The organism is Pseudomonas sp. KCJK9016, from assembly GCF_046231795.1.
GTDB classification, from domain to species: domain Bacteria; phylum Pseudomonadota; class Gammaproteobacteria; order Pseudomonadales; family Pseudomonadaceae; genus Aquipseudomonas; species Aquipseudomonas bananamidigenes.
This window is the reverse complement of sequence record NZ_JBJJMM010000005.1, coordinates 142076-167368: the sequence shown is the minus strand read 5'-3', so window position 1 is coordinate 167368 and position 25293 is coordinate 142076. Positions and strand designations below refer to the sequence as shown.

The window sequence follows — 25293 nt, the reverse complement described above, 5'->3', positions numbered from 1 at the left end:
CCATGAGCGCATCCCTGCGTAGCGTTGACGGTCAGGACGAAACCACCATCCTGCGTGAAATCCAGAGCGCCTTGCGCGACCTGCGTTTCGGCGCGGTGGAGATCACTGTGCACAACGCCCAAGTCGTCCAGATCGAACGCAAAGAGAAATTCCGTCTGCAGCAACCGGGCAACAAATCGGGCTGAACGCAAAAAGATCCCAGCCTGCGCCCGCTCTTGCCGGGGATCAATGCAAGAGCGGGCGCAGGCGGTGATCTTTAGAGGCAACTCGATTTTCGAAATCCATAAGAAAAAGCCACCACCAAGAATTCCAGGAGCTTTCACCATGTCGTCGATTCGCCGTTACGCTTTGGCTGCTCTGGCCAGCGCTGTGTTTGCCGGTTCTGCGGTTGCCAAGGATTACGAGCTGCTCAACGTGTCGTATGACCCGACCCGCGAGCTGTATCAGGATTACAACGCCGAATTCGTGAAGTACTGGCAGGCAGAGCATGCCGGCGACACCGTGAAAATCCAGCAATCCCACGGCGGTTCGGGCAAGCAGGGCCGTGCGGTGATCGACGGTCTGCGTGCCGACGTCGTGACCCTGGCGCTGGCCGGCGACATCGACGAAATCGCCAAACTCGGCAAGACCCTGCCGCTCGACTGGCAGAAGCGTCTGCCGGACGCCAGCACTCCGTACACCTCGACCATCGTGTTCCTGGTGCGTAAGGGCAACCCGAAAGGCATCAAGGACTGGGGCGATCTGATCAAGAACGACGTCTCGGTGATCACGCCGAACCCGAAAACCTCCGGCGGTGCGCGCTGGAACTTCCTCGCGGCGTGGGCCTACGGCCTCAAAGCCAACGGCGGCAACGAAGCGAAAGCCAAGGAATACGTACAGACCCTGTTCAAGCACGTTCCGGTGCTGGACACCGGCGCCCGCGGCTCGACCATCACCTTCGTCAACAACGGCCAGGGCGACGTGTTGCTGGCCTGGGAAAACGAAGCCTTCCTGGCGCTGAAAGAGGACGGCGGCAAGGACAAGTTCGACATCGTCGTGCCTTCGCTGTCGATTCTCGCCGAACCGCCGGTGGCCGTGGTCGACAAGAACGCCGAGAAGAAGGGCAACGAGCAGATCGCCGAAGCCTACCTCAAGCATCTGTACAGCCCGGCCGGTCAGGAAATCGCGGCGAAGAACTTCTACCGCCCGCGTGACAAGGACGTGGCCGCCAAGTACGCACAGCAGTTCCCGAAACTGGAACTGGTGACCATCGACAAGGACTTCGGCGGCTGGAAAACCGCTCAGCCGAAATTCTTCAACGACGGTGGCGTGTTCGACCAAATCTATCAGGCGCAGTAATCTCGAATGAAACGAGCCTGATGCTCAGGCACAAAACATGTGGGAGCGAGCCTGCTCGCGAAGGCGGTATTTCAGTCGACAGGGATGTTGACTGATACTCCCTCTTCGCGAGCAGGCTCGCTCCCACACTGATGCGTTTTTAACCAGGGACTTTTATGTCGCGTCGTATCTCCCCCGTCATACCCGGCTTCGGGCTGACGCTGGGCTACACCTTGGTGTACCTCAGCCTGATTGTGCTAATCCCGCTGGCGGCGATGTTCGTCCACGCCGCCCAACTCACCTGGGATCAGTTCTGGACGATCATCTCCGCGCCCCGCGTTCTCGCAGCACTGAAGCTGAGCTTCGGCACCGCGCTTTGCGCAGCGATCATCAACGGCATCATTGGCACGTTGTTGGCCTGGGTGCTGGTGCGCTACACGTTCCCGGGGCGCAAGGTGATCGATGCGATGATCGATCTGCCGTTCGCCCTGCCGACCGCGGTGGCCGGTATCGCGCTGACGGCGCTGTACACGCCGACCGGGCTGGTCGGGCAATTCGCCGCCGACCTCGGTTTCAAGATTGCCTACACCCCGCTCGGGATCACCCTGGCGCTGACCTTCGTGACCCTGCCGTTCGTGGTGCGCACGGTGCAGCCGGTGCTGGCCGACATCCCGCGTGAAGTCGAAGAAGCCGCCGCGTGCCTCGGTGCCAAGCCGTTGCAGGTGTTCCGCCACATTCTGTTGCCGGCGTTGTTGCCGGCCTGGCTGACCGGTTTCGCCCTGGCGTTTGCACGGGGCGTCGGCGAGTACGGTTCGGTGATTTTCATCGCCGGCAACATGCCGATGAAAACCGAGATCCTGCCGCTGCTGATCATGGTCAAGCTCGACCAGTACGATTACACCGGCGCTACCTCCATCGGCGTGTTGATGCTGGTGGTTTCCTTTGTCCTGTTGCTGCTGATCAACTTGCTGCAGCGGCGCATCGAAACCCCATAAGGAGGCGCGAACCATGTCCCAATCGTCTACTGCGGCCGCTTCCTCGGCCAACGCTGCCCGCCGTGGCAGCGCGACTTCGCGCAGAGTCCTGATCGGCCTCGGCTGGCTGATTTTCTTTCTGTTTCTGCTGCTGCCGTTGTTCATCGTGGTGTCGCAGGGTTTGAAGAACGGCCTCGGTGCGTTTTTCACCGCGATCTTTGAACCGGATGCCCTGTCGGCGCTGAAACTCACGGTGATCGCGGTGCTGGTTTCGGTGCCGCTGAACCTGGTGTTCGGTGTCAGTGCCGCGTGGTGCGTGAGCAAATACTCGTTCCGTGGCAAGAGCATGCTGGTGACGCTGATCGACCTGCCGTTCTCGGTGTCGCCGGTGATTGCAGGTCTGGTCTATGTGTTGATGTTCGGTGCCCAGGGCCTGTTCGGGCCGTGGTTGCAGGATCACGACATCCAGATCGTCTTCGCCCTGCCGGGCATCGTGCTGGCGACGATCTTCGTCACCGTGCCGTTCGTGGCCCGTGAGCTGATCCCGCTGATGCAGGAACAAGGCACTCAGGAAGAGGAAGCCGCGCGCCTGCTCGGCGCCAACGGCTGGCAGATGTTCTGGCACGTGACCGTCCCCAACATCAAGTGGGGCCTGATCTATGGCGTGGTGCTGTGTACCGCCCGGGCCATGGGTGAGTTCGGTGCGGTGTCGGTGGTTTCCGGGCACATTCGCGGGGTGACCAACACCTTGCCGCTGCACGTCGAGATCCTCTACAACGAATACAACCACGTGGCCGCATTCGCCGTGGCGAGCCTGTTGCTGATCCTGGCGCTCTTCATCCTGCTGCTCAAGCAGTGGAGCGAAAACCGTATCAACCGCCTGCGCGCCAGCGCCGCGGAGGAATAATTCATGTCGATCGAAGTGCGTAACGTCAGCAAGAATTTCAATGCGTTCAAGGCGCTGGACAACATCAGCCTGGACATCCACAGCGGTGAGCTGGTGGCGTTGCTCGGCCCGTCCGGCTGCGGCAAGACCACCTTGCTGCGCATCATTGCCGGTCTGGAAACCCCGGATAACGGCAACATCGTGTTCCACGGCGAAGACGTGTCCGGCCACGACGTGCGCGATCGCAACGTCGGTTTCGTGTTCCAGCACTACGCCCTGTTTCGCCACATGACGGTGTTCGACAACGTCGCGTTCGGCCTGCGCATGAAACCGAAAAACCAGCGCCCGAGCGAAAGCCAGATCGCGACCAAGGTCCACGAGTTGCTGAACATGGTGCAACTGGACTGGCTGTCGGATCGTTACCCGGAGCAATTGTCCGGCGGTCAGCGTCAGCGTATCGCGCTGGCCCGTGCCCTGGCGGTTGAGCCGAAGGTGCTGCTGCTCGACGAGCCGTTCGGCGCCCTCGACGCCAAGGTGCGTAAAGAGCTGCGCCGCTGGCTGGCGCGCCTGCATGAAGACATCAACCTGACCTCGGTGTTCGTGACTCACGACCAGGAAGAGGCGATGGAAGTGGCCGACCGCATCGTGGTGATGAACAAGGGCGTGATTGAGCAGATCGGCTCACCGGGCGACGTCTACGAAAACCCGGCCAGCGATTTTGTCTATCACTTCCTCGGCGATTCGAACCGCCTGCATCTGGGGGATGACAACCACGTGCTGTTCCGCCCGCACGAAGTGTCGCTGTCGCGGCATGAATTGGAGGATCACCACGCCGCCGAGGTTCGCGATATCCGCCCACTGGGTGCGACCACGCGGGTGACGTTGAAGGTTGAAGGGCAGGCGGATCTGATCGAGGCGGAAGTGGTGAAGGATCACGACAGTCTGACCGGCCTGACGAAGGGCGAGACGCTGTTCTTCAAGCCGAAGGTCTGGCAGAAAGTCGCCAGCCTCTAAAAGCATCGCTCGTTCCCTCGCCGAGCGTGGGAACGAGCGAACCGGTCTGCAGTTCAGACAGCCGCGCGATTCGGATTGACCCTCACCACACCCGCCCGCGCCTCGATCTGCTCTTTCAGCTCATGACGCATCCCGAGCATGAACGCCAGTTCAGCCACCACAAACAGCGGCCCGACGATCAACCCGCTCAAGTCATCCACAAACGCCGGTTTGCGCCCTTCATAGTGGTGCCCGACAAACTGGATCGCCCAGCCGATCACAAACATCGCCAGACCTGCGCTCAGCCAGACCATGGTGCTCTGGTGCGCCAAGGCATGCCCGGCCCAGACCGACAGCCCCATCAACACGGTCATCAACATCCCGAGCTTCAGTTCCAGACGCAGGTAAAACCATGCCGAAGCAAGGGCGACGATCACCGCCGGGGAAATCCACAACCCGCCCACCGACCATTCCGGTCGCGACAACAGCACGGCCACCGCCACCACAATCAATGGAATCCCGATAAAGTGGCTGGCGATGTTGCGTGGATCGCGGTGGTAAGCGGCGTATTGACTCAAATGATCGACGAGGCTTTTCATTGTTGTTCCTCCTGTAGGGTGATCGAATCATGCCCCGTGTTCACGGTTCGCTCTGTCAGGCAGGCGACAATCTTCAGGAGAACCCATGGATAAGGTCTGGCGCGAACGCCTGTTGGCCGGGCAATGGTTCAGTCATCTGCCGCTGTCCTTTCAGGATAGTCTGCTGGCAGTGGCCAGGGAGCGGCGGCTGACGGCAGGACAGCGGCTGTTCCAGCGCGGCGATGCGCCGTGCGGGCTGTACGCAGTGCTCGATGGCGCGGTACGTATCGGCGCGGTCAGCGAGCAGGGCAAGGAGGCGTTGTTGAGTCTGGTGGAGGCCCCGCACTGGTTCGGCGAAATCTGCCTGTTCGATGGCCAGCCCCGTACCCATGACGCTTACGCGGTCGGCCCATGCCTGTTGCTGAATATCCCTCAAACCACGCTGCTGAAATTGCTCGACGAACACCCTGTTTACTGGCGGCATCTGGCCCTGCTGATGAGCCAGAAACTGCGCCTGACCTTCATCAATCTCGAACAGCTCAGCCTGCTGCCGGCCCCGGCGCGATTGGCCCATCGCCTGCTGATGATCGCCGAAGGCTACGGCGAACTCGACCCGCCGCGCCGCGTATTGCAGCTGCCCCAGGAGCAACTGGCGTCGATGCTGTCGCTGTCGCGGCAGACCACTAATCAGATTCTCAAGGATCTGCAGGGGCAGGGGATTATCGGCTTGAGTTATGGCGAGATCGAAATCCTCGACGCCGCACGATTGCGAGCACTCGCCACCCTTTAGTTTCCACCACTATCCCTGTGGGAGCGGGCTTGCCTGCGATTGAGGTCTGTCAGTTGTCCTTTATGTCGATTGACCCGACGCCATCGCGGGCAAGCCCGCTCCCACACGTGAATTGTATGTGGCCTACGAACCGCGATAGGTGGAGAAGCCATACGGGCTGAGCAGCAACGGAATGTGATAGTGCTGATCCGTCTGCTTCACTTTGAAAATCACCGGAATCTCCGGGAAAAACGTTTCGTGCTTCTCCTTCTCGAAGTACTCGCCGGTCTTGAACACCACCCGATATTCACCTGCCTCGAACGGTTTGTTCGCCGGAAACAGATCGGCGATCCGTCCCTGTTCATTGGTGGTGCCCTGCGCCAGCGGCTGCCAGTTCTGGCCGACGTGACGCTCCAGCGTCACGTTGATGCCCGGCGACGGCAGGCCGTTTTCCAGATTGAGCACGTGCACGCTCAGCGGGTTGCCGGCGGCCAGTGTCAGGCTCGAAAAAGCGCTCAGGCCGAGCGCGGCGAAAGTCATGCGTATTGGGGTCATGGTGATGCTCCTGGGTTCAAGTACGGTTGATGGACAGACCGACGATGTCGGCAGCCTTGATTGCGCAGGTTTCGTCCTGCTCGCCGCCCCCGGAACCGGCCACGCCCATGGCGCCGACCAGTTCTTTTTCGGCGAATAGCGGAATGCCGCCGCCGAGCAGCAGCAACTCATCAAGGGTGTTGAGATTGGCGGTTTCCGGGTTGCTGCGGGCGCGCTCGGCGAACAGCCGGGTCGGGGTTTTCGTCGACAGCGCGGTGTAGGCCTTGCGTTGGCTGGCGGCGGTGTTATGCGGGCCGATACCGTCGCCGCGCAGGGTCACCAACAGGTTGCCGCCACGGTCGAGTACCGACACCGTGCCGGTGCAGTTTTCCAGTGCCGCGTCGGCCAGCAGCCGGGCGGTTTTCAGATCGAGATCGGCGTGACGGGGCAGCTCCGGCGCAGCGAATGCGGCAGTGCCGAGGCCGATTGCCAGGCTGGCAACCAAGTATTTGACGGTCATGGGCAGGCTCCAAAAGCGAAGGCCGTCACCTTATCCGCCGGTTCCCGTCGAAACCTCGTCAGTCGGATTACAAGTTTGTAATGGGCAACACGGTCGAAGGAGCCTAGCCTGTGTCTCTGATCAATCGAGGTGTGCCATGCGTTTGCTGGTCGTAGAAGATGAAGCCAAAACCGCGAATTTCCTCGCCAAAGGGCTGGGTGAGTCGGGTTTCGCCGTGGACGTGGCACTCAATGGCCTCGACGGGCGCTACTTCATTGAGCAGCAGGAATACGACCTGATCATCCTCGACGTGATGCTGCCGGGCCTCAACGGCTGGCAATTGCTCCAGCTGATCCGTCAGCGCGGCGCCACGCCGGTGCTGTTCCTGACGGCGAAAGATGCCATCGAAGACCGCGTGCGCGGCCTCGAACTGGGGGCCGATGACTATTTGCTCAAACCGTTCGCCTTCGCCGAATTACTGGCGCGGGTGCGCACGTTGTTGCGGCGCGGGCCAATGCGTGAGGCCGAGTCGTACAGCATCGCCGATCTGGAAATCGACGTGCTGCGCCGCCGCGTCAGCCGGGGCGGCCAGCGCATCGCCCTGACCAACAAGGAATTCGCCCTGCTGCATCTGCTCGCCAGCCGCCAGGGTGAAGTGCTGTCGCGTACGCTGATCGCTTCGCAGGTGTGGAACCTGAATTTCGACAGCGACACCAACATGGTCGAAGTCGCGGTGCGTCGCTTGCGTTCGAAAGTCGATGATCCGTACATGCCCAAACTGATCCACACCGTGCGCGGAGTCGGCTATCAACTCGAAGCGCCCGACGATGCGCGCTAGATCCATCGCCTGGCGCCTGGCCCTGGCGTTCGCTGCCGTCTGCGCGCTGGTACTCAGCGCGATCGGCGTGTTCCTGTATCGCTCGCTGGCCTCGGAAATCGCCTGGCGCGACGACATGGCGTTGCTCGGTCGTCTGGAACAGGTGCGCGCGCTGCTCGCCGACAGCGACAGCCTAGACGCGTTGCAGGCGCGGCCACGGCTTTACCAGAACATGCTGGGCAACCTCGACAGTTTGCTGCTGGTGCAACGCGCGGACGGCTCGAATGTGATCACGATCAACCCTCGTCAGCGCGAACTGCCGTCCGTACAGGCCATTGCGCGAGAGCAACCGCTTCAACGCCGCGATGTGCTGACCTGGCAAGCGGCTGACGGTGTCGAGCTGGCGCTGTTGTCAGGTCAGGCTCAAGGCCCGAACGGTGAAGCGCTGACCGTGATCGCCGGCAAGGTCTTGAGCGAGCGTGAGCAGATGCTCGGCAGCTATCGGCTGCGCTTGTATCTGGCAGTCGGGCTGGGTGCCGTGCTCGCCTTCACGCTGGGCCTGGTGCTGCTGCGCCGAGGTTTGCGGCCTCTGCGCAAGCTGAGTGAAGCGCTGCGCGGCATCGACCTGCGCAGCCTCGATCAACGCGTTCCCACCGCCGGCACGCCAGCGGAATTGCTGGAACTGGTGCACGCGCTGAACGGCATGCTGGTACGGCTGGACGATGGCTTCCAGCGCCTCTCACAGTTTTCCGCCGACCTCGCCCATGAAATCCGCACGCCCCTGCACACCTTGCTCGCGAGCAACGGCCAGGCACTCAATTACCCGCGCAGCAGCGCCGAGTATCAGGAAGTGCTGGCGTCGAACATGGAAGAGTTCGAGCGGCTCAAGCGCATGGCCGAAAACCTGATGTTTCTCGCCCGCGCCGAGCAGGCCGAGCGAGCGCTCGATCTGCGCACGCTGGAACTGCACGAAATCGGCGATGAGTTGTGCGACTACTTCGAAGCCCTGGCCGACGACCGGGGAATCCGCCTCGAAAACACGTTCAGCGGAGAATTGCTGGCCGATCAGCAACTGCTGCAACGCGCCTTGGGCAATCTGTTGGCCAACGCCGTGCGCCATGCCGACGCCGGTTCGATCATCAGCCTGCGCCGGCGCGATGAACCAGGCATGTGCTGGCTGCAAGTCCACAACCTCGGCCCGGTCATCGCGCAGGAGCATCTGGACAAACTGTTCGACCGCTTCTACCGCGTCGACCCGTCACGCGCGCAGCCTGGAGATTCCGGCGGCTTGGGACTGGCGATCGTTCAGTCGATCATGCAGTTGCATGGAGGGCGGGTGCGGGTCAGCAGTGGTGCAACGGGTACGGTTTTTGAGCTTGGATTTGTAGCAATCTGAATGGCCTCTTCGCGGGCAAGCCCGCTCCCACAGTAGTCGAGGTGTGACACAGGATTTTGTACGCCCCAATCCTTGTGGGAGCGGGCTTGCCCGCGAAGAGGCTGGTCGATTCAGTACAAGTTCCAACCCCTTCAGCGCAACTGATCCCGAAACTGCCCCGGCGTCATTCCCGTCCAGCGTTTGAACGCCCGGCTGAAGCTGCTGGTATCGGCAAATCCCAACAGGTAACTGACCTCGCTCAGCGAACATTGCGGGTCGCGCAGGTGCAGCAGCGCGAGGTTCTCGCGGCTTTCATTCAATAACGTGTCGAAACGACAACCCTCGTCCGCCAGATGCCGTTGCAGACTGCGCAGGCTCAGGTGAAGGGCCTGGGCGATGCGCTCGGCGCTGGGTTCGCCTTCGGGCAGTTGTTCTTCGATGGCGTCGCGTACCTTGCGCTCCCAGGTCAGCGGCTTGAGCTGGGCGAGGGTGCGCTTGAGCACGGCTTCGTTGTGTTCGGCCAGCTCCGGGTTGGCGTCGTCGAGGTGGCTGTCGAAGTCGGTGAGGGCGAATTCGAGGCGGTCTTCTTCGGCTGCAAAATGCACCGGCGAGCGGAACACCTTGTGCCATTGATGTGCATCGGCCGGTTCCGGGCGGCGCAGGTACACCGCCAGCGGCGCGTATTCGCGGCCCAGGCGATTGCGGCAGGTGCGCACGTAAATCGCGGCGAAGGCGTCGATGGCCTCGAACGCCGGGGCCGGGTTGCCGGCAGGAATCTTCAGGCGAAACCGGTAGCGGTCTTCCGAGCAGGTCAGCTCCAGTTCCAGGGCGTCGCTGACCACCTGGTGATAGCGCACGATCCGCTCGAACACTTCCCGCAGGCTGCCGCTGGCCACCAACGCGTATCCCAGTGCGTGAAATGTCGTGGGGCTGACGAACCGCGACACCCGCAGACCAATTGCCGGATCGCCGCTGACCTGCACCGCGATTTCCCACAGGCGTGTGGTGGCGGACAACGGATAACGCGCATTCGGATCGTCCATCCATTGCGGATCGAGCCCGGCCTGCCGGCACAGGTCAGTGCTGTCCAGCCCCAGTGCATCGAGTTGCTTGCGCAGGGCGCGGGTCCAGCTGGCGAGAGAAGTCGGTTCCTTCATGCTGATTGGCGCTTCCGGTCAACAGGTTGGCGTTCTCGGCTACCGCATCCGGATCCTGCGCGGGGCAGGATGCGAACATCGATAACCAAAGGATGGAAGCATGGACCGTACTTCTGCAAGTCCCCGGCGACACAATGCTGCCCAGCGATCAGCGCATATTCGCGAAGTGGTGCTGGCCAAAGGCGTCGAGCTGCGCGAGCGCTACCCGATTCTCCGGCATCAGGATGCCATCGGGGCGGGAATTCTGGCCTTTGCCCTGGCCGGGATGATCGGTTCGGCGGCGCTCTACATCACCGGGCACATGGCATGGTGGGCGTGCCTGTTGCTCAACGCGTTTTTCGCCTCGCTGACCCATGAGCTCGAGCACGACCTTATCCACAGCATGTATTTCCGCAAACAGCGGGTGCCGCACAACTTGATGATGGGCCTGGTGTGGCTGGCACGGCCGAGCACGATCAACCCGTGGATTCGTCGTCATTTGCACCTCAATCACCACAAGGTGTCCGGCACTGAAACCGACATGGAAGAGCGGGCGATTACCAACGGCGAGCCATGGGGTTTTGCGCGGTTGCTGATGGTCGGCGATAACGTGATGTCGGCGTTCATCCGCATGCTGCGAGCCAAGACCTGGGCGCATAAATTCAGCATCATCAAGCGCTCACTGAAGGTCTACGCGCCGTTGGCGCTGTTGCATTGGGGCGCGTGGTATGTGTTTCTCGGGTTTCATGCGGCCAACGGAATTGCTGGCTTGATGGGTTCGCCGATTGAATGGTCAGCGACCACGTTGTCGGTGATGCAGGTAATCGATATCGCCGCCGTGGTGATCATCGGCCCGAACGTGTTGCGCACGTTTTGCCTGCACTTCATCAGCTCGAACATGCATTACTACGGTGATGTGGAGCCGGGCAACGTGTTGCAGCAATGCCAGGTGCTGAATCCGTGGTGGCTGTGGCCGTTGCAGGCGTTCTGCTTCAACTTCGGCAGCAGCCACGGGATTCATCATTTCGTGGTGAAGGAGCCGTTCTACATTCGCCAGTTGACGGTGCCGGTGGCGCACAAGGTGATGCGGGAGATGGGTGTCCGGTTCAACGATTTCGGGACGTTCGGGCGGGCGAATCGTTTTGTTCGCAAGGAAGAAATCGTACAGAAAGAGGCGCAGACGGCTCAGGCTTGAAGGTATCCGAAGCTATCGCCGGCCAACCGGCGATAGCCCTGCATCAGCCACCCTCAATCCGGCTGAAACGGCGACTCGCTCAAAATCACCCCGGTCTCTTCCACATACCGCTGCCAATGCCCGATCAGCGCTTCAAGCTTTTGCGGCTGACTCGACGCCAGGTCATGAATCTCCCCCGGATCACTCCCCAGATCGTAAAGCTGCCAGGTCGCCGGCCCTACAGGCCCGGGGATCCACACCGCTTTCCATTGCCCCTGCCGAATCGCCCGGCGTCCGAACAATTCCCAGCCAGTGACGGTGTGTTCGTCATGCACCTGCGCGGTCTCGCCGGACAAAAAGCCCAGCCAGGATTTACCACGCAAGGGCGCCACCGGTTTGCCGTGCCATTGCTTGCCGGGATGGCGCACGCCGGCCAGATCGAGAATGGTCGGCGTGATATCCATCACCGTGCCGAAACCATGGCTGATCTGCCCTTTCAGTGGCAATTGCGGATAGTGCAGCAGCGCCGGAACCCGAATCCCGCCTTCGGTGGTAAATGCCTTGAACAGGCGTGAAGGTGCGGTGGCCACCTGCGCCCAGTCCGGCCCGTACCAGACGTAGGAATTGGCGCGACCGATGTTGTCCAGGCTGTTGTCGTAATGCTGGTTCAGATAGGTCAGCAGCTCGGGGCCGAACTTGGGAAAGGCTTCGAGCAGCGCGCCTTCGGCACCGTTGTCGGACATGAACAGGATGAAAGTGTTGTCGAGCTGGCCTTGTTGACGCAGGTAATCGACGACGCGGCCGATGTTCCAGTCCATGCGCTCGACCATCGCAGCGTAGACTTCCATCGCCCGGGCGGAAATGCGTTTTTGTTCATCGCTCAGCGCGTCCCATTGCGCGGTCAGCTGGACCAGCGGATGCGGCTCGACATCCGCTTCGATCAGCCCCAGCGACTTGAGTTTTTCCAGCCGCTCAAGGCGCAGCACTTCCGGCCCCGCGTCGTAGCGGCCACGGTATTTTTCGACGATATCGGCGGGCGCCTGCAACGGCCAGTGCGGTGCGGAAAACGGCAGGTAGGCGAAGAATGGCCGGCTCTGGTCGCGCTCCTTGAGGTACTGCAACAGCTTGTCGCCGAAGGCGTCGGAGGAATAGAAATCCTTCGGCAATTCGTCGATGAACGTGTCGTCTTCGATGTACAGCGCAGGCGTGGATTTCAACAGGCCCGGGGTGTGTTCATCGTAGGTCGGTTCGAATCCGTAGTGGTTCGCCGCGCCGGGCAGCAGCGAGAACGAACGCTCGAAGCCACGAGCGTGGGGCGCCAGTTCGGCGGTCAGGCCCAGGTGCCATTTGCCGCTCATCAAGGTCTGGTAACCGGCCTCGCGCAGCAACTCCGGCAACGCGACGACACGGTCGTTGAGGTAACCCTCGTAGCCCGGTTTGCCGATGAGTTCCGGGGTCAACGCTTCGGCCATGGTGCCGATGCCGGCGATGTGGTGGTCGGTGCCGGTCAGTAGCATCGAGCGTGTCGGTGAGCAGGTCGGTGCGGTATGAAAGTCGGTCAGACGCAGACCGTTGTTGGCCAGGGCATCGAGGTTCGGCGTGGCGATTTCGCCGCCGAAGGCACCGATGTCGGAGAAGCCGAGGTCATCGGCCAGAATCACCAGAAAATTGGGACGTTGCGGCATCAACAGACTCCTGTTCAGCAGGCAATGAACGACAACGGCAGATCACGGATCTGCACCGGTGCGCTCGGTTGGTAATGATCGTCACTGGTCAGCTCGTGCAGCAGTTCTTCGCGCAATTGATGGAAGTCAAAACTGCTGCGCTGGCGCGGATGGGGCAGGGTGATGCCCACCACCTGTTTGATCCGGCCCGGACGTGGCTCCATCACCACCACGCGATCCGCGAGGAAAATCGCTTCTTCGACATCGTGGGTGACCAGAATTGTGGTGATCTTCGCCCGCTCACGGATCGCCAGCAGTTCGTCCTGCATCTGCTGGCGGGTCAGTGCGTCGAGGGCACCGAAGGGTTCGTCGAGCAGCAAGATCCGCGGGCTTGCCACCAGCCCGCGAGCGATCGCCACGCGCTGGGCCATGCCGCCGGAGAGTTGATGCGGATAGGCGCGGGTGAAGTCGCGCAGACCCACCAGCTCGATGAAATCGTTGATGCGTTGCTGCTTTTCAGCGGTGCTCAGCGGTTCGTTCACCAGGCCCAGGCCGATGTTGTCGGCCACGGTCAGCCACGGGAACAAACGATGTTCCTGAAACACGATCCCGCGTTCGCCGCCAATGCCGCTGACGGCTTTGCCATCGACCGTGATCTGCCCACGAAACTGTGTGTCCAGACCCACCAGCAAGCGCAGCAAGGTGGACTTGCCGCAGCCGCTGGAGCCGACGATGGCGATGAATTCGCCCTCGGCGATGTCGAGGTTGAATTCGCGAATGGCCTCCAGTTCGAAACCGTCGACGTCGAAGGATTTGCCTACGTGAGAGAAGCTGACAATCGGTGCGTTCATGCGTGTCTCCAGCGGGTGGCGCGGATTTCCAGGCGTTGGCCAATGAGGTTGAGCAGGGCGCCGGTGAGGCCGACCAGCAGCATCCCGGCCATGATCAGGTCCATGCGCAGCAGTTGTTGGGCGCCGATCATCTGGCTGCCGATACCACCGTTGGAGGGCATGAAGTATTCGGCGCCGATGGTGCCGAGCCAGGCGTAGATCAGGCTCAATCTGAGGCCGGCGAAAATCCCCGGCGCCGCGCCCGGCAGCACCAGTCGACGCAGGCGCTGGCCGAGGCTCAGGCGCAGCACCTGCGCGGCTTCGTTGAGTTGCGGCGAAAGGTTGGCGACGCTGCGCTGGGTGGCGATGAACAGTGGGAAAAAGGCGGCAAGGGCCACGAAAACCCACTTCGCCAGTTCGCCCAGACCGAACCACGCGGTGAGCAGCGGCACCCAGGCGAAAATCGCAATCTGGCGCAACGCGGCGAGGGTCGGGCCGAACACACGTTCGCTGGTGCGCGAGAGCCCCAACAACAGGCCCAGCGTAAAGCCGAACCCACCACCCAGCAGCAAGCCACCGAGGGTGCGGCCCAGGCTCAGGGCCATGCCGCTGATCAACGTGCCGTCGAGCAGGCCTTGCTTCGTGGTCTCCAGCACGGTCAACGGGCTGACCAGAATGTTGGCGTCGACCCACTGCTGATCGACTGCCAGTTGCCAAAGCGCAAACAACCCCAGCGGCAACAGCCACGGCTGCACGCGCTGCCAGCCGTCATAATGTGGGCCGCGACGAATCTCCGCCGTGGCCGGGTGCGGCCAGTGCACCAGTTTTTTGTCCAGCAGGCCGATGCCGCGATCCATTGCCACGCCGATCAGACCGATCACGACAATGCACACGAACACGATATCGAGCATGAACAACTGCCGTGCCCAGACCATCAGGTAGCCGATGCCCTCGCTGGAGGCCAGCAGCTCAACGGCGAGCAGCGAAGTCCAGCCAGCGGCCAGCGCCAGACGCACGCCGGCCATGAATGCGGGGAGAGCAGCGGGCAACACCAGTCGACGGATCAGCAAGTGTGACGGCAGACGCAACACGGCGGCGGCTTCGCGCAGTTTCGGCTGCGAGTCCCGCACGCCGACCAAAGTGTGCAGGGTCACCGGCACCACGATGGCCTTGACCAGTACCACCAGTTTCAGCGTTTCTCCGATGCCGAAAAACACCATGAACAGCGGAACCCACGCCAGTGTCGGCACCTGGGCCAGGCCGGCAAAGGTCGGGAAGATCAGGCGTTCGAGACGACGGCTGAAACCCAGCGCCGCGCCGAGCACCGCACCGGCGGAGACGCCCGCCAACAGACCCCAGAACAACCGTTGCAGGCTGATCCATAAGTGACTCCACAGTTCGCCCCGGGACAACTCGACCGCGCTGTTCCACACCAGCGACGGCGCGGGGAGGATCTGTTCGCTCATCCATTGATTGCGCGCCGCCAGCCACCACAGGACAAACAGTCCCAGCGGCAATATCCAGGGTAAAACGCGATGGCTCAGGCTTGGCCAGGCGCGCCGGTTTTTCAACGGCGGTGCGGCCAGTGGCAGGCTGAGCAGGGATTCACGGGCCATGGTGACCTCCGTTGTCGGGTTGGATCGTGTCAGCGGAATTAGCTGTGAACTTATCGTTATAAGTGAATTGAAAAATAATCATTTTGGAGATAAGCAGCGCCATTTAAGGCCTCCAGCCCTGCACGCATCCAATGCATTCGAAGAATATTTTTGATGCTCTCCATGCATATCGCTCTGCACGTCCCGACTTTGCTGGTTTAGCTTTAAAAGCTATAAAAATGTTCTTTTTAAGTATTTAAGTGCTGATCCGAATTACGCCTACTTTCGGCTCCTCAATGCACGCCGTGATCAGGAGCCGCACCCATGAACCTTCCCTTCAAACGTGTCATCAGTCTGTTTGCCGCGCCGGCACTGGCGGGCCTGCTGGCGTTCTCTGCCCAGGCCGACGAACTCAAGGAAATCAGGATTGCCGTGCCTGATCTGAGTGCGGGTACTCAACACAGCGGCGGGGGCATCGTGGACGTGCTGCGCGATCAGCAGATCTTCGAAAAGGCCTTCGCCGATCAGGGCATCAAGATTCAGTGGAGCTTCTTCAAGGGCGCCGGCCCGGTGATCAACGAGGCGTTCGCCAACGGCCAGGTAGATCTCGCTTATCTGGGGGATCTGGCGGCCATCATCGGCAAGTCCAACGGACTGGATACGCGCTTGCTCAGCGCCAGCGCCCGGGGTGTGAAGCAATACCTCGGCGTAGTGCCGGGTTCGGGGATCAAGACGTTGCAGGATCTCAAGGGCAAGCGCGTGGCGATCTTCAGGGGCACCGCGACCCAGTTGTCATTCGATGCCGCGTTGGCCAGCGTGGGCCTGAGCGAGAAGGACGTGAAGGTGATCAACCTTGATTTCAACGCAGCGGTTGCCGCGCTGGCGGCGAAGCAGATCGATGCGTCGTGGGGCAGTTCCGGGCTGACAGCATTGCAGGCCAAGGGCCTGGCCGAGCTGCCCCTGAACACTAAGGATCTCGGCGGCGCCGGCAGTGTGCAGTCGGTGCTGGTGGGCACCGGCAAGTTTGTCGACGGGCACCCGGAAGCGGTAGCGAAGCTGCTCAAAGCGCAGCAACAGGCAGTGGAGTGGCTGACTCAGGACAGCAACAAGGACGCTTACGTGCAGCTTGTGTCGGGTCTGGCGAGTTATCCACCGGTGATCCTCACCCAGGATCTGAAGGATCAGAATCTGAGCGAAGTATTCCCCTCGACACTGGACCCGCTGTTCCTTGAAAACCTGCAGGGCAAGGTGGATCTGGCGGCGCAGCAGAAGCTGATTCGCAAGCCGTTCAAGGTGACTGAGTGGGTGGCGCCTGAGCTGGCGGCTGCGAAGCTCTGAGAAACGGGGTCATTCCCGCGCAAAGCGTGGGAATGGCCCTCAAACCGCGACGCCGATCTCCTGTTTATCCACCGCCAGCAGCGTCTCGATCATCGCCCGTGCCGCCGGGGAAAGCCGGAATCCCGTGCGGCTCACAATCCCGCACCGCGCATTCATGCTCTCCAGGTTCTGCGGCAGATTGCGCCAGTGCAGCAGTGCCAGCGAGCCCTGGGCAATGTCCTCGACAAACGCTTCTTCAGTACCCACGCCGATCGCGTTGGATTGCAGCACCACTTTCACCAGTGCCGGGAAATGCTCGGTTTCGATGGTCGGTGAGAAATCGATCCGGCCGCTGAGATTCGCCAGCAATTTGCGAATGCCCGGCGGAATCAGCGTGGTCGCCAGCGGGTAGTCGAACATGTCGTTGGTCGACAGGCTTTCCTTGGCCAGCAGCGGATGCCCCGGCCGGCAGAAGAACACCCCGCGCTTGGGTGTCAACGGTCGAGTCTGAAAGTTCGGGTCGGACTCGAAATGGCGGATGTCGGCAATGAAGAATTCGATCTCCTCGCGGCTCAGGGCGCGGCTGAGTTTTTCCCAGTTATCCACCTGAAAACAGGTGCGCACTTTCGGGTGCGCATTGATGAATTGCGCCACCGCGTCCGGCACCAGTTTGACGGCTGGCGCGGGACCGCAACCGAAGTGCAGTTCACCGGCATCGAGTTTGGTCATCTGCGTCACTTCGGCGCTGAGCAACGCAGCGCCTTGCACCAGCGTCAGGGCGTGCTGCAGCACCACCTGGCCTTCGGGTGTGGGGCGCAGATCCTTGTTGCCACGATCCACCAGCACACAGCCGAACTCCTGCTCCAACCCTTGAATGCTGCGGCTGAACGCCGGTTGAGTGATGCCCATGGCGTCGGCCGCACGGACAAAACTGCGGTGTTCGTTAAGGGCGATGAAGTAGCGCAACTGGCGAAGATCCATATGCTTTTCCGGCATCCTAAAAATAGCTCGAAGGCATTTGCGACGAAGGCTGACTGAGGTTTTAAATGCAAGCTCTTATTCCGTCAACGAAGCATGTCAATATCTATTAGATATAAATGGAATATTGATAGAGCGTTGTTTCGTTGCCGTCCAACCGCAAGCAGTCGATGAGGGTCTACCCATGAGCAATGCCGCACTCGCTGTAAAACCCGTTGTCCAGGCGCTGGACATTCATCCGGTGGCCGGCCGTATCGGCGCTGAAATCCGTGGCGTGCAACTGTCCGGTGAGCTGGATGCCGCAACGGTTGAAGCCATTCAACAGGCGCTGGTCCAGTACAAAGTCGTGTTCTTTCGCGAGCAGACCCAGCTCGACGATCAGCGCCAGGAAGCCTTCGCCCATCTGCTCGGCGAGCCGGTAGCGCACCCTACCGTGCCGTCCCGCGAGGGTACCCGTTATGTGCTGGAACTGGACGGCGCCGAAGGGCAGCGCGCTAACTCCTGGCACACCGACGTGACCTTCGTCGATGCCTACCCGAAAGCCTCGATCCTGCGCTCGGTGGTGGCTCCGGCATTCGGTGGCGATACCCTCTGGGCCAACACTGCGACGGCGTACAACGAACTGCCGAGCGAATTGCGCGATCTGGCGGACAAACTGGTGGCCGTGCACAGCAACGAATACGACTATGCTGCCGTGAAACCGGATGTGTCGGCGGAGAAGCTGGAGCGCTATCGCAAGATCTTCACCTCGACCGTCTACGAGACCGAGCATCCGGTGGTGCGCGTACATCCGATCAGCGGCGAAAAAAGCTTGCTGCTGGGACATTTCGTCAAACGCATCAAGGGTTATTCCCAGGCCGATTCGGCGCATTTGTTTGGCCTGTTGCAGAGCCATGTGATCCGTCAGGAGAACATCGTGCGCTGGCGCTGGAAGGCCGGTGATGTGGCGATCTGGGATAACCGTTCGACGCAGCACTATGCGATTGATGATTACGGGACCCAGGATCGGGTGGTGCGTCGGGTGACGCTCAAGGGGGAAGTGCCGGTCGGGGCGAATGGGCAGCGTAGCCAGACCATAAAAGGTGCTGAAATCATCGGCGGCTGATCAGGCCACATCGTAAGCAGGTTCGCTCCCACAAGTCGGCGGTGTACGCAAATCCTGTGGGAGCTGGCTTGCCAGCGATGCTTTCAATCACCACACGCCAATCTGAACGAGCTTCTCGGTCTCCGGCTCCCCATAACGAAACCGCTGCCCACGCAAATCAATCTCCTGATGACTGATGGTGGTACGCCGCTTCAGTCCGCGCACCCACTCGAACAGATACCCCGCATGCTCCTCGCGCACCGCCGCATACGCCGGGTCCGCGCCCAGATCCTGCAGCTCCAGCGGGTCATTCAACAGATCGAAAAGCTGCGGCCGGAAGCCATCGTACGCCAGGTATTTCCAGCGCTCGCTGCGCACCATGGTCATACGGCAACGGTCGATCGGCCGGCCCAGTCGCTCCCGCGCCGGGGCCTGGAAGGCGTAGTCGTATTCGCTGATCGCATAGCGGCGCCAGTCAGGTTTTTCGCCGTGCAGCAGTGGAATCAATGAGCGACCTTCCAGTCGATGCTCGGCGCCCCCGACCCCCAACGCTTCGAGAAATGTCGGTACACCGTCGATGGTTTCCGCCAGACGCTCGTCCACTGTGCCCCGTGTGACGTCCGCCGCTGCACGCGGATCGCGCACGATCAAGGGAACGCCCACCGCCTGCTCCAGCAAAAATTCTTTCTCGCCCAGCCAGTGGTCGCCCAGGAAGTCACCGTGATCGCTGGTAAACACGATCAAGGTGTCGTCCCAGCGTCCGTTGCTTTGCAGGAAATCGAACAGCCGCCCCAACTGATCATCCACCTGTTTGACCAGGCCCATGTACGTCGGGATTACGTTCAGTCGTACCGGGTCTTTGGAGAAGTTCAGGCTTTCCTCATGCTGGCAAAAGGCCTGATAGACGGGATGGTCGCTTGGAGAGGCATTTCGGACCGGTTCGAGAATCGATTTCGTACTGTACAAAGTGTGGTACGGAGACGGTACGATATAGGGCCAATGGGGTTTGATATAGGACAGGTGTAAAAACCATGGTTTTTCACCTTGCTCACTGATGAAGTCGATGGCCCGATTTGTAGTGTAGACAGTCTCTGAATGTTGCTCGGGAATTCGCGCCGGCAGATGGGCATTGCGCATGTGCCAGCCGCTGAGGATTTCGCCGTTGTCGCCTTCGGCTGCGTTGGCCCAGTCGTGCCAGGGGTTGCGCCCTGCGAAACCCTGTTCGCGCAGGTAATGGGTGTACGGCGCAGAGTCGCGTTTGTCGTCGAACAGCGGGTCGTCGGGGAAGATGCCGTCGTGACGGAAGTACGGCTCGAAGCCGACTTCGTTCAACACCTCGGCCTGCTCGCTTTCAGGGTTGATCGCCAACCGCTGCAAGGCATCCACGTTGGCCGTGGCGTGGGTCTTGCCGACCAGGGCAGTACGAATGCCGTGGGGGCGCAGGTAGTCGCCGATGGTCATTTCTTCCAGCGGCAACGGCACGGCGTTCCACGCCACTTGATGACTGCTGACGTAGCGCCCGGTGTAGGCCGACATCCGCGACGGTCCGCAGATCGTGCCTTGGGTGTAGGCACGGCTGAAACGCACGCCGGCAGCGGCCAGGCGATCGATGTTCGGAGTGTGCAGGTGCGGGTGGCCGTAGCACGACAGATAGTCGCGGCGCAGTTGATCGCACATGATGTACAGCACGTTGCGCACGGAGTTTTGCGGGTTGGACATAGGGTTCACCGGTCAGAAAGACAGGTGAGTTTTTTCGCTTTCGGAGACGGTGTTCGGCAAGTGCATTCGGGGAATGCGTGTGATGCATGAAACGCATGAACTCAGACGGCGAGGTTCGCCAGTGAACACACCTCCTCTTCCACCGCATCAATTGTCTTGATCTGTTCGATCATCGCCTCGGCCAGAGGCGACAGCCGATACCCGGCGCGGCTGACAATTCCGTAACGGGTGTACAGCTCCTCGAGATCCTCCGCCAACCCCTCGATTTTCAAACACACCAGTTCGCCCCGTGCCTGATGCAGCGCATCCGAATAGGCACCGACGATGCCGATCGCATCGGAGCGCAGCACAACGCCTAGCAGGCTGGCGCTGTTTTCACACTCCACGTTCGGGATGAAATCGGGCCGGCCACTGAGGTCGACGATGACCTTGCGCAGGTTCGGCGGACGAATGCTCACGGCCAGTGGATAACTCATCAATTGTTCTGCCGTGACCTGATCCAGATCGGTCAGCGGATGCCCGGCACGGCAGCAGAAATGCCATTTGCGTGGCCGCAGCCGGTGTGTGAGGTAATCCGGATCCGCCTCGAAATGCCGGGTGTCGGCGACAAAGAATTCGAACTCTTCGCTCAGCAATCTTTTGCTCAGGCTTTGCCAGTCATCGACCTGAAATTGCACGCGCGCTTTTGGGTAGCGACCGATGAAGGCGCCGATGGCTCGGGGGATCAAACCGGCTGCCGGCGCCGGGCCGCAACCGAAGCGCAGCTCTCCTGCCTCCAGGCCGTTGAACTGGCTGATCTCGTTGGCCATCTGTTGTGCCCCGCTGACCAGTCGCCGTGCATGTTCGAGCAGCACCTGACCCTGTTTGGTCGGCGGTAAATCCTTGCGTCCGCGATCCACCAACTGGCAGCCGACGCTGTGTTCCAGCGCCTGGATACTGCGGCTGAACGCTGACTGCGACAGGTTCACCGCCTGCGCGCCGGCGACGAAGCTGCGTTGTTCGGCAAGGGCGATGAAGTGGCGGAGTTGGCGCAAGTCGATATGCATTTTTCACATAAAAAATATCCGGGAAATGCATTGGATATGCATTAGGTCGACTCCTTATAAAGGCAATCTCTTATGCAGTAAATCTTTGTAAAAACATAAATAAATAACTTAAAAGAATATGCGGAGCAGAAGATGTCTGCGTGTTTTTTGACCAGGAGCAGCCTCATGAGTCCGTTGAACCTCGCTTCACCGCCGCCGCCACGACGGCTCAAACGTCTGCCCATGGCCCTGTTGCTGGCAGGGAGCGCGAGCTGGAATCAGGGGTACGCCGATGAAGCCCAAGCCTCTGTCCAGGCACCGGCAGGCAAAAGCGCCACCGCCACTTCGCAACTGGAAACCGTGACCGTCACCACCCGCCGTCGCGAAGAAAGTTCTCAGGACGTGCCGACGCCGATGAGTGTGGTCAGCGGCCAGACTCTGGAGACGCAGCGGGTCTATCGCATCCAGGATCTGCAGCAACTGGTGCCCAGCGTCAACGTTGCCTACATGCATGCGCGCCAGTCCAGCGTGTCGATCCGCGGCCTGGGCAACAACCCGGCCAGCGATGGCCTGGAAGGCAGTGTCGGGCTGTACATCGACAACGTTTATCTGGGCCGTCCGGGGATGGCGGTGTTCGATCTGATGGACATCGAACAGCTTGAAGTCCTGCGCGGGCCGCAAGGGACGTTGTTCGGCAAGAACACCACTGCCGGGGTGATCAACATCAGTACCCGGGCGCCGAGTTTCACCCCGGAGCGCAGCATCGAGACCTCGGTCGGCGAGGACGGTTACTTCCAGACCAAGGGCACGCTTTCCGGGCCGCTCAACGATCAGTTGGCCGGGCGCATTTCCGCTTATCGCACCCGCAGCGACGGCGACATCAAAAACGAATTCAACGGCCATGACCTGAACGGCGGTTCCCGCGACGGCTTCCGGGCGCAGCTGTTGTTCAAGCCCAACGAGAACTTCAATCTGCGCTGGATCGGTGACTACAACGAAGAAGATTCCAGCGCCGGTACTCGCGTGCTGTACAACACCGGGCCGACCATCAACGGCGTCAATCTCTACCAGTCCCGGGCCAATGCTGCCGGTGCGACGCTGGTCAACGGATCGCACCGCAAGGTCAATCTGGACAATGACCAGCATGTCACCGTGCATCAGGGTGGCACCTCGGTGGAAGCCAACTGGACGCTGCCAAGCGACTTCACCCTGACCTCGATCAGTTCCTACCGCTACTGGAATTTCACCCCGGCCAACGACGACGGTCTCAATGTCGCGGCGACCTACAACGCCGGTGTTTCGGTAGAGGACAAGCAGTATTCCCAGGAATTTCGCCTGGCGTCGCCCAAGGGCGAGTTCTTCGATTACGTGCTCGGCGCGTACTACTTCGGCTCGGACCTGGACAACAAATCCTTCGCTTATTACGGCCCGCAGGCCGACATCTGGAACGGCACGCCACGGGGTGCCCTGGCCAATGTCGGCAGCGTCGGTCGCGGCCACATCAAGACCGACAGTTTTGCGCTTTTCGCCCAAGGCACCTGGCACCTCACCCCGCGCCTGGATTTCACCGCCGGCTTGCGTGGCACCTATGAAGAGAAGAACGCTTGGGTCAGTCGCGACGCGCCGGTCGGTGGCGCTACGGTCACCGGCGCTGCTGCCACCGCGCGACGCGGCCGGACCGGCGCCTATGATTCCGGTGATCTGAATCAGTACAGCTCCAGCCCGTCCGGATTGCTCAATCTCAGCTATCGCATCACCGATGATCTGCTCGGCTACGCCACACTGTCCCACGGTGAAAAATCCGGCGGAGTCAACCTCGTGGTCGGTTCGGCCCCGACTGCCGGCGCCGATTCGCTGCTGATCGGCACCGAGCGCGCCAACAACGCCGAACTCGGCTTCAAGAGCACTTTGTGGGACCGCCGCCTGCAGCTCAACGCCAACCTGTTCTGGACCCAGGTCAACGCCTACCAGACCAATGCCTACGATGACGTCAACCGCGTGCAGTACCTGACCAACGCCGGTTCAGTGCGCTCCCGTGGTGTGGAGTTCGAAAGCACCGTTCTCCCGCTGCGCGGCCTGACGTTGAACTTCAACGGCTCGTTCAACGATGTCAGCTACCTCTCGTACAAGGATGCGCCGTGCCCACCGGAAGTCAGTCTGGCGCCGGGGGCTCCGGCCTCTTGCGACCTCAGTGGTCATCAGGTCGTCGGCGCCTCGAAGTGGATCGGCAACGCCAACGGCAAGTACGAATGGAATCTGGCCAACGGCCTGCAACCGTATGTCACGGCCAGCTATGCGTTCCGCTCCAAGGCAGTCGGCACGGTCGAGGATTCCGACTACGGCCAGATCCCGAGTTACGCGGTGGTCAACCTCTCCACCGGCCTGCGCGGCGATTTCAATCAGGGTCAGTGGGACGTCTCGCTGTGGCTGAAAAACGCCTTCGACAAAACCTACTACACGACGCTGTGGACCGGCGGAAACGGTGGTTATGAAGGCCTGCTCGGCACGCCGCGCACCCTCGGCGTCACCGGTCGCTACGACTTCTGATCGATCCTTCAAGGAGCTGCATCATGTTGCGCATCAAAACCGCTTTACCGGTGTTGCTGTCCGGCGCAGTGCTCAGTGCCGGAGCGCTCGCCGCGCCCAGCGTCTACCCTACCGGCGTCACCCGTTACGACCCGGCCAGGGCCTTCAATCAATATGTGATCTTCAGCGGTGCCGACAAGCAGACGCACCTGATCGACATGAACGGCAATGAGGTGAAGAACTGGCCGCAGGCGGGATTCCCCTCGGCAATCATCGATCCGCAACTGGTCGGCGGTGAGCGCGGTCATGTGTTGCTGCAACTGAGTGACAAGGATCCGGGCAAGCTCGGTTCCGCCGGCAACGGCCTCGGCAATCAGAGCGTCGGCGAGCTGGACTGGAACGGCAAAGTCATCTGGCAATGGGGCGACAAGGCGCCCGGTGGTGCTGCGCAACAGCATCACGATCAGCGTCGCCTGAGCAACGGCAACACCGTGGTGCTGGCGAACAAAGTGCACAAGGTAAAAGGCTTCAAAGTACCCGAGGTGATCGACGATGCGATCTACGAAGTCAGCCCCACGGGCGAGGTGAAATGGCAGTGGCTGGCGTCGGATCACTTGAACGAATTCGGTTTCACTGCCGAGCAATTGAAGCTGGTGCGTGCCAGCGAAAATCCGGATTACCTGCACATCAACAACCTCAGCCTGGTCGGGCCGAACAAGTGGTTCGATGCCGGCGACAAACGCTTCAATCCCGACAACCTGCTGCTCGATTCTCGCAACGCCAATTTCATCGCGATCATCGACAAGCACAGCGGCAAAGTGGTGTGGCGCCTGGGGCCGAACCTGCCGCTGGCCAACCCGAAAACCGCGCAGAAAATACCGCGCCCGGTGGACCAGTTCGTCGGTCAGCACGATGCGCATATCATCCCGGCGGGATTGCCCGGCGCCGGCAATCTGCTGGTGTTCGACAATCAGGGTTCGGCGGGCTATCCGAACGTCACGCTGGGTCTGATTTCCGGCTCGCGGGTGCTGGAGATCGACCCGGTGAAAAATGAAATCGTCTGGCAGTACAGCGCGGCCAATTCGAAGCAGCCGGGATGGGCGTTCTATAGCTCGTTCATCAGCAGCGCGCGGCGCTTGCCCAATGGCAACACGCTGATCGACGAGGGCATGAACGGACGGTTTTTCCAGGTGACGGCCAGCGGTGAAAATGTCTGGGAATACGTCAGCCCCTATCTGGGCAAGGCACCGGGCAGCGACGCGATCAGCAACTGGGTCTATCGGGCTCTGCCTGTAAGTTATGACTGGGTGCCGGCAGGGACGCCGCGTTCGGAGACGGCAGTGATTGCGCCGGCCATCGGGGTGCAGCAGACCAGTGCCAGTCGTTAGTTATCAAGGCTGTTTAAATTCGAATCAAGTTGTGCGCGACTTGAATGGTGCCCGTTGCAAACTCGTTGGACGGGTGCGTTTACGCGGCGAGTTCGTTCACCCACTTGGTGGTATC

23 protein-coding genes are annotated in these 25293 nt (G+C 61.0%); 13 read left to right on the top strand and 10 right to left on the bottom strand.

Annotation, left to right across the window (positions count from 1 at the left end; translation table 11 throughout):
* Positions 1-2: 2 nt before the first annotated feature.
* From oscA to ACK6BI_RS06800, 5 genes are all read left to right on the top strand, one after another.
* Complete coding sequence (gene oscA / locus ACK6BI_RS06820; protein ID WP_065257481.1) at positions 3-185, top strand: sulfur starvation response protein OscA; 183 nt, start codon at positions 3-5, stop codon at positions 183-185.
* Between the two features lie 139 nt (positions 186-324).
* Entirely contained in the window at positions 325-1338 is a 1014-nt protein-coding gene (locus ACK6BI_RS06815) for a sulfate ABC transporter substrate-binding protein (protein ID WP_260521767.1), read from the top strand.
* Between the two features lie 155 nt (positions 1339-1493).
* Positions 1494-2312, top strand: a complete 819-nt coding sequence (cysT, locus tag ACK6BI_RS06810) for a sulfate ABC transporter permease subunit CysT (RefSeq protein ID WP_007952818.1) — start codon at positions 1494-1496, stop codon at positions 2310-2312.
* Positions 2313-2325: 13 nt separating this feature from the next.
* Entirely contained in the window at positions 2326-3198 is an 873-nt protein-coding gene (gene cysW, locus ACK6BI_RS06805) for a sulfate ABC transporter permease subunit CysW (RefSeq protein ID WP_409316446.1), read from the top strand.
* Between the two features lie 3 nt (positions 3199-3201).
* The gene (locus ACK6BI_RS06800) at positions 3202-4191 is read left to right on the top strand and encodes a sulfate/molybdate ABC transporter ATP-binding protein (protein WP_409316445.1); all 990 of its coding nucleotides are present in this window, start codon (positions 3202-3204) and stop codon (positions 4189-4191) included.
* 53 nt (positions 4192-4244) lie between these two features.
* Here the strand turns inward: ACK6BI_RS06800 and ACK6BI_RS06795 are convergent, their stop codons facing one another.
* Positions 4245-4769 carry a DUF962 domain-containing protein gene (locus ACK6BI_RS06795; RefSeq protein ID WP_409316444.1) on the bottom strand — a complete coding sequence of 175 codons (525 nt, stop codon included), beginning with the start codon at positions 4767-4769 and terminating at the stop codon, positions 4245-4247.
* 85 nt (positions 4770-4854) lie between these two features.
* Here ACK6BI_RS06795 and ACK6BI_RS06790 point away from each other — a divergent pair, with 85 nt between their 5' ends.
* Entirely contained in the window at positions 4855-5538 is a 684-nt protein-coding gene (locus tag ACK6BI_RS06790; RefSeq protein WP_409316443.1) for a Crp/Fnr family transcriptional regulator, read from the top strand.
* A 123-nt stretch (positions 5539-5661) separates the two neighbouring features.
* Here ACK6BI_RS06790 and uraH read toward each other — a convergent pair whose 3' ends face one another.
* Both uraH and ACK6BI_RS06780 read right to left on the bottom strand, forming a co-directional pair.
* A complete protein-coding gene (uraH, locus tag ACK6BI_RS06785) occupies positions 5662-6072 on the bottom strand; it encodes a hydroxyisourate hydrolase (protein ID WP_409316442.1) in 411 nt (136 codons plus the stop codon).
* A 16-nt stretch (positions 6073-6088) separates the two neighbouring features.
* Positions 6089-6571 (bottom strand): GlcG/HbpS family heme-binding protein, encoded by a 483-nt coding sequence (locus tag ACK6BI_RS06780; RefSeq protein WP_409316441.1) that lies wholly within the window; start codon positions 6569-6571, stop codon positions 6089-6091.
* Positions 6572-6707: 136 nt separating this feature from the next.
* Here ACK6BI_RS06780 and ACK6BI_RS06775 point away from each other — a divergent pair, with 136 nt between their 5' ends.
* Entirely contained in the window at positions 6708-7388 is a 681-nt protein-coding gene (locus ACK6BI_RS06775) for a heavy metal response regulator transcription factor (protein ID WP_085697973.1), read from the top strand.
* Positions 7378-8763: a heavy metal sensor histidine kinase gene (locus ACK6BI_RS06770; protein ID WP_409316440.1), complete on the top strand. Its 1386-nt coding sequence runs from the start codon at positions 7378-7380 to the stop codon at positions 8761-8763. Before ACK6BI_RS06775 ends, ACK6BI_RS06770 begins: the two co-directional genes overlap by 11 nt.
* Before the next feature lie 131 nt (positions 8764-8894).
* On the opposite strand, the gene ACK6BI_RS06765 is transcribed toward ACK6BI_RS06770, so the two are convergent.
* Entirely contained in the window at positions 8895-9899 is a 1005-nt protein-coding gene (locus tag ACK6BI_RS06765; RefSeq protein ID WP_409316439.1) for an AraC family transcriptional regulator, read from the bottom strand.
* A gap of 100 nt (positions 9900-9999) precedes the next feature.
* Here ACK6BI_RS06765 and ACK6BI_RS06760 point away from each other — a divergent pair, with 100 nt between their 5' ends.
* Positions 10000-11073, top strand: coding sequence for a fatty acid desaturase (locus ACK6BI_RS06760; protein ID WP_409316438.1), 1074 nt, complete (start codon positions 10000-10002; stop codon positions 11071-11073).
* 53 nt (positions 11074-11126) lie between these two features.
* Here ACK6BI_RS06760 and ACK6BI_RS06755 read toward each other — a convergent pair whose 3' ends face one another.
* The 3 genes from ACK6BI_RS06755 to ACK6BI_RS06745 are packed head-to-tail and all read right to left on the bottom strand — an operon-like array spanning position 11127 to position 15162.
* The gene (locus ACK6BI_RS06755; protein WP_409316437.1) at positions 11127-12737 is read right to left on the bottom strand and encodes an arylsulfatase; all 1611 of its coding nucleotides are present in this window, start codon (positions 12735-12737) and stop codon (positions 11127-11129) included.
* Between the two features lie 14 nt (positions 12738-12751).
* Positions 12752-13567, bottom strand: coding sequence for an ABC transporter ATP-binding protein (locus ACK6BI_RS06750; RefSeq protein ID WP_409316436.1), 816 nt, complete (start codon positions 13565-13567; stop codon positions 12752-12754).
* Positions 13564-15162, bottom strand: coding sequence for an ABC transporter permease (locus tag ACK6BI_RS06745; RefSeq protein WP_409316435.1), 1599 nt, complete (start codon positions 15160-15162; stop codon positions 13564-13566). The genes ACK6BI_RS06750 and ACK6BI_RS06745 overlap by 4 nt, the downstream gene beginning before the upstream one ends.
* Before the next feature lie 303 nt (positions 15163-15465).
* Here ACK6BI_RS06745 and ACK6BI_RS06740 point away from each other — a divergent pair, with 303 nt between their 5' ends.
* On the top strand, positions 15466-16479 hold the full coding sequence (locus ACK6BI_RS06740; RefSeq protein ID WP_134825108.1) for an ABC transporter substrate-binding protein: 1014 nt from the start codon (positions 15466-15468) through the stop codon (positions 16477-16479).
* A gap of 39 nt (positions 16480-16518) precedes the next feature.
* Here ACK6BI_RS06740 and ACK6BI_RS06735 read toward each other — a convergent pair whose 3' ends face one another.
* Positions 16519-17439, bottom strand: a complete 921-nt coding sequence (locus ACK6BI_RS06735) for a LysR family transcriptional regulator (protein ID WP_409316434.1) — start codon at positions 17437-17439, stop codon at positions 16519-16521.
* 181 nt (positions 17440-17620) lie between these two features.
* On the opposite strand from ACK6BI_RS06735, the gene ACK6BI_RS06730 reads away from it, so the two are divergent.
* Positions 17621-18541, top strand: a complete 921-nt coding sequence (locus ACK6BI_RS06730; RefSeq protein ID WP_409316433.1) for a TauD/TfdA dioxygenase family protein — start codon at positions 17621-17623, stop codon at positions 18539-18541.
* An 87-nt stretch (positions 18542-18628) separates the two neighbouring features.
* On the opposite strand, the gene ACK6BI_RS06725 is transcribed toward ACK6BI_RS06730, so the two are convergent.
* Together ACK6BI_RS06725 and ACK6BI_RS06720 are read right to left on the bottom strand one after the other, a co-directional pair.
* Positions 18629-20239 carry an alkaline phosphatase family protein gene (locus ACK6BI_RS06725; protein WP_409316432.1) on the bottom strand — a complete coding sequence of 537 codons (1611 nt, stop codon included), beginning with the start codon at positions 20237-20239 and terminating at the stop codon, positions 18629-18631.
* Positions 20240-20340: 101 nt separating this feature from the next.
* Positions 20341-21285: a LysR family transcriptional regulator gene (locus ACK6BI_RS06720; protein WP_065261368.1), complete on the bottom strand. Its 945-nt coding sequence runs from the start codon at positions 21283-21285 to the stop codon at positions 20341-20343.
* Between the two features lie 165 nt (positions 21286-21450).
* Here ACK6BI_RS06720 and ACK6BI_RS06715 point away from each other — a divergent pair, with 165 nt between their 5' ends.
* Both ACK6BI_RS06715 and ACK6BI_RS06710 read left to right on the top strand, forming a co-directional pair.
* Positions 21451-23811, top strand: a complete 2361-nt coding sequence (locus ACK6BI_RS06715) for a TonB-dependent receptor (protein WP_409316431.1) — start codon at positions 21451-21453, stop codon at positions 23809-23811.
* Positions 23812-23834: 23 nt separating this feature from the next.
* A complete protein-coding gene (locus ACK6BI_RS06710) occupies positions 23835-25178 on the top strand; it encodes an aryl-sulfate sulfotransferase (protein WP_409316430.1) in 1344 nt (447 codons plus the stop codon).
* Positions 25179-25293: the final 115 nt, after the last annotated feature.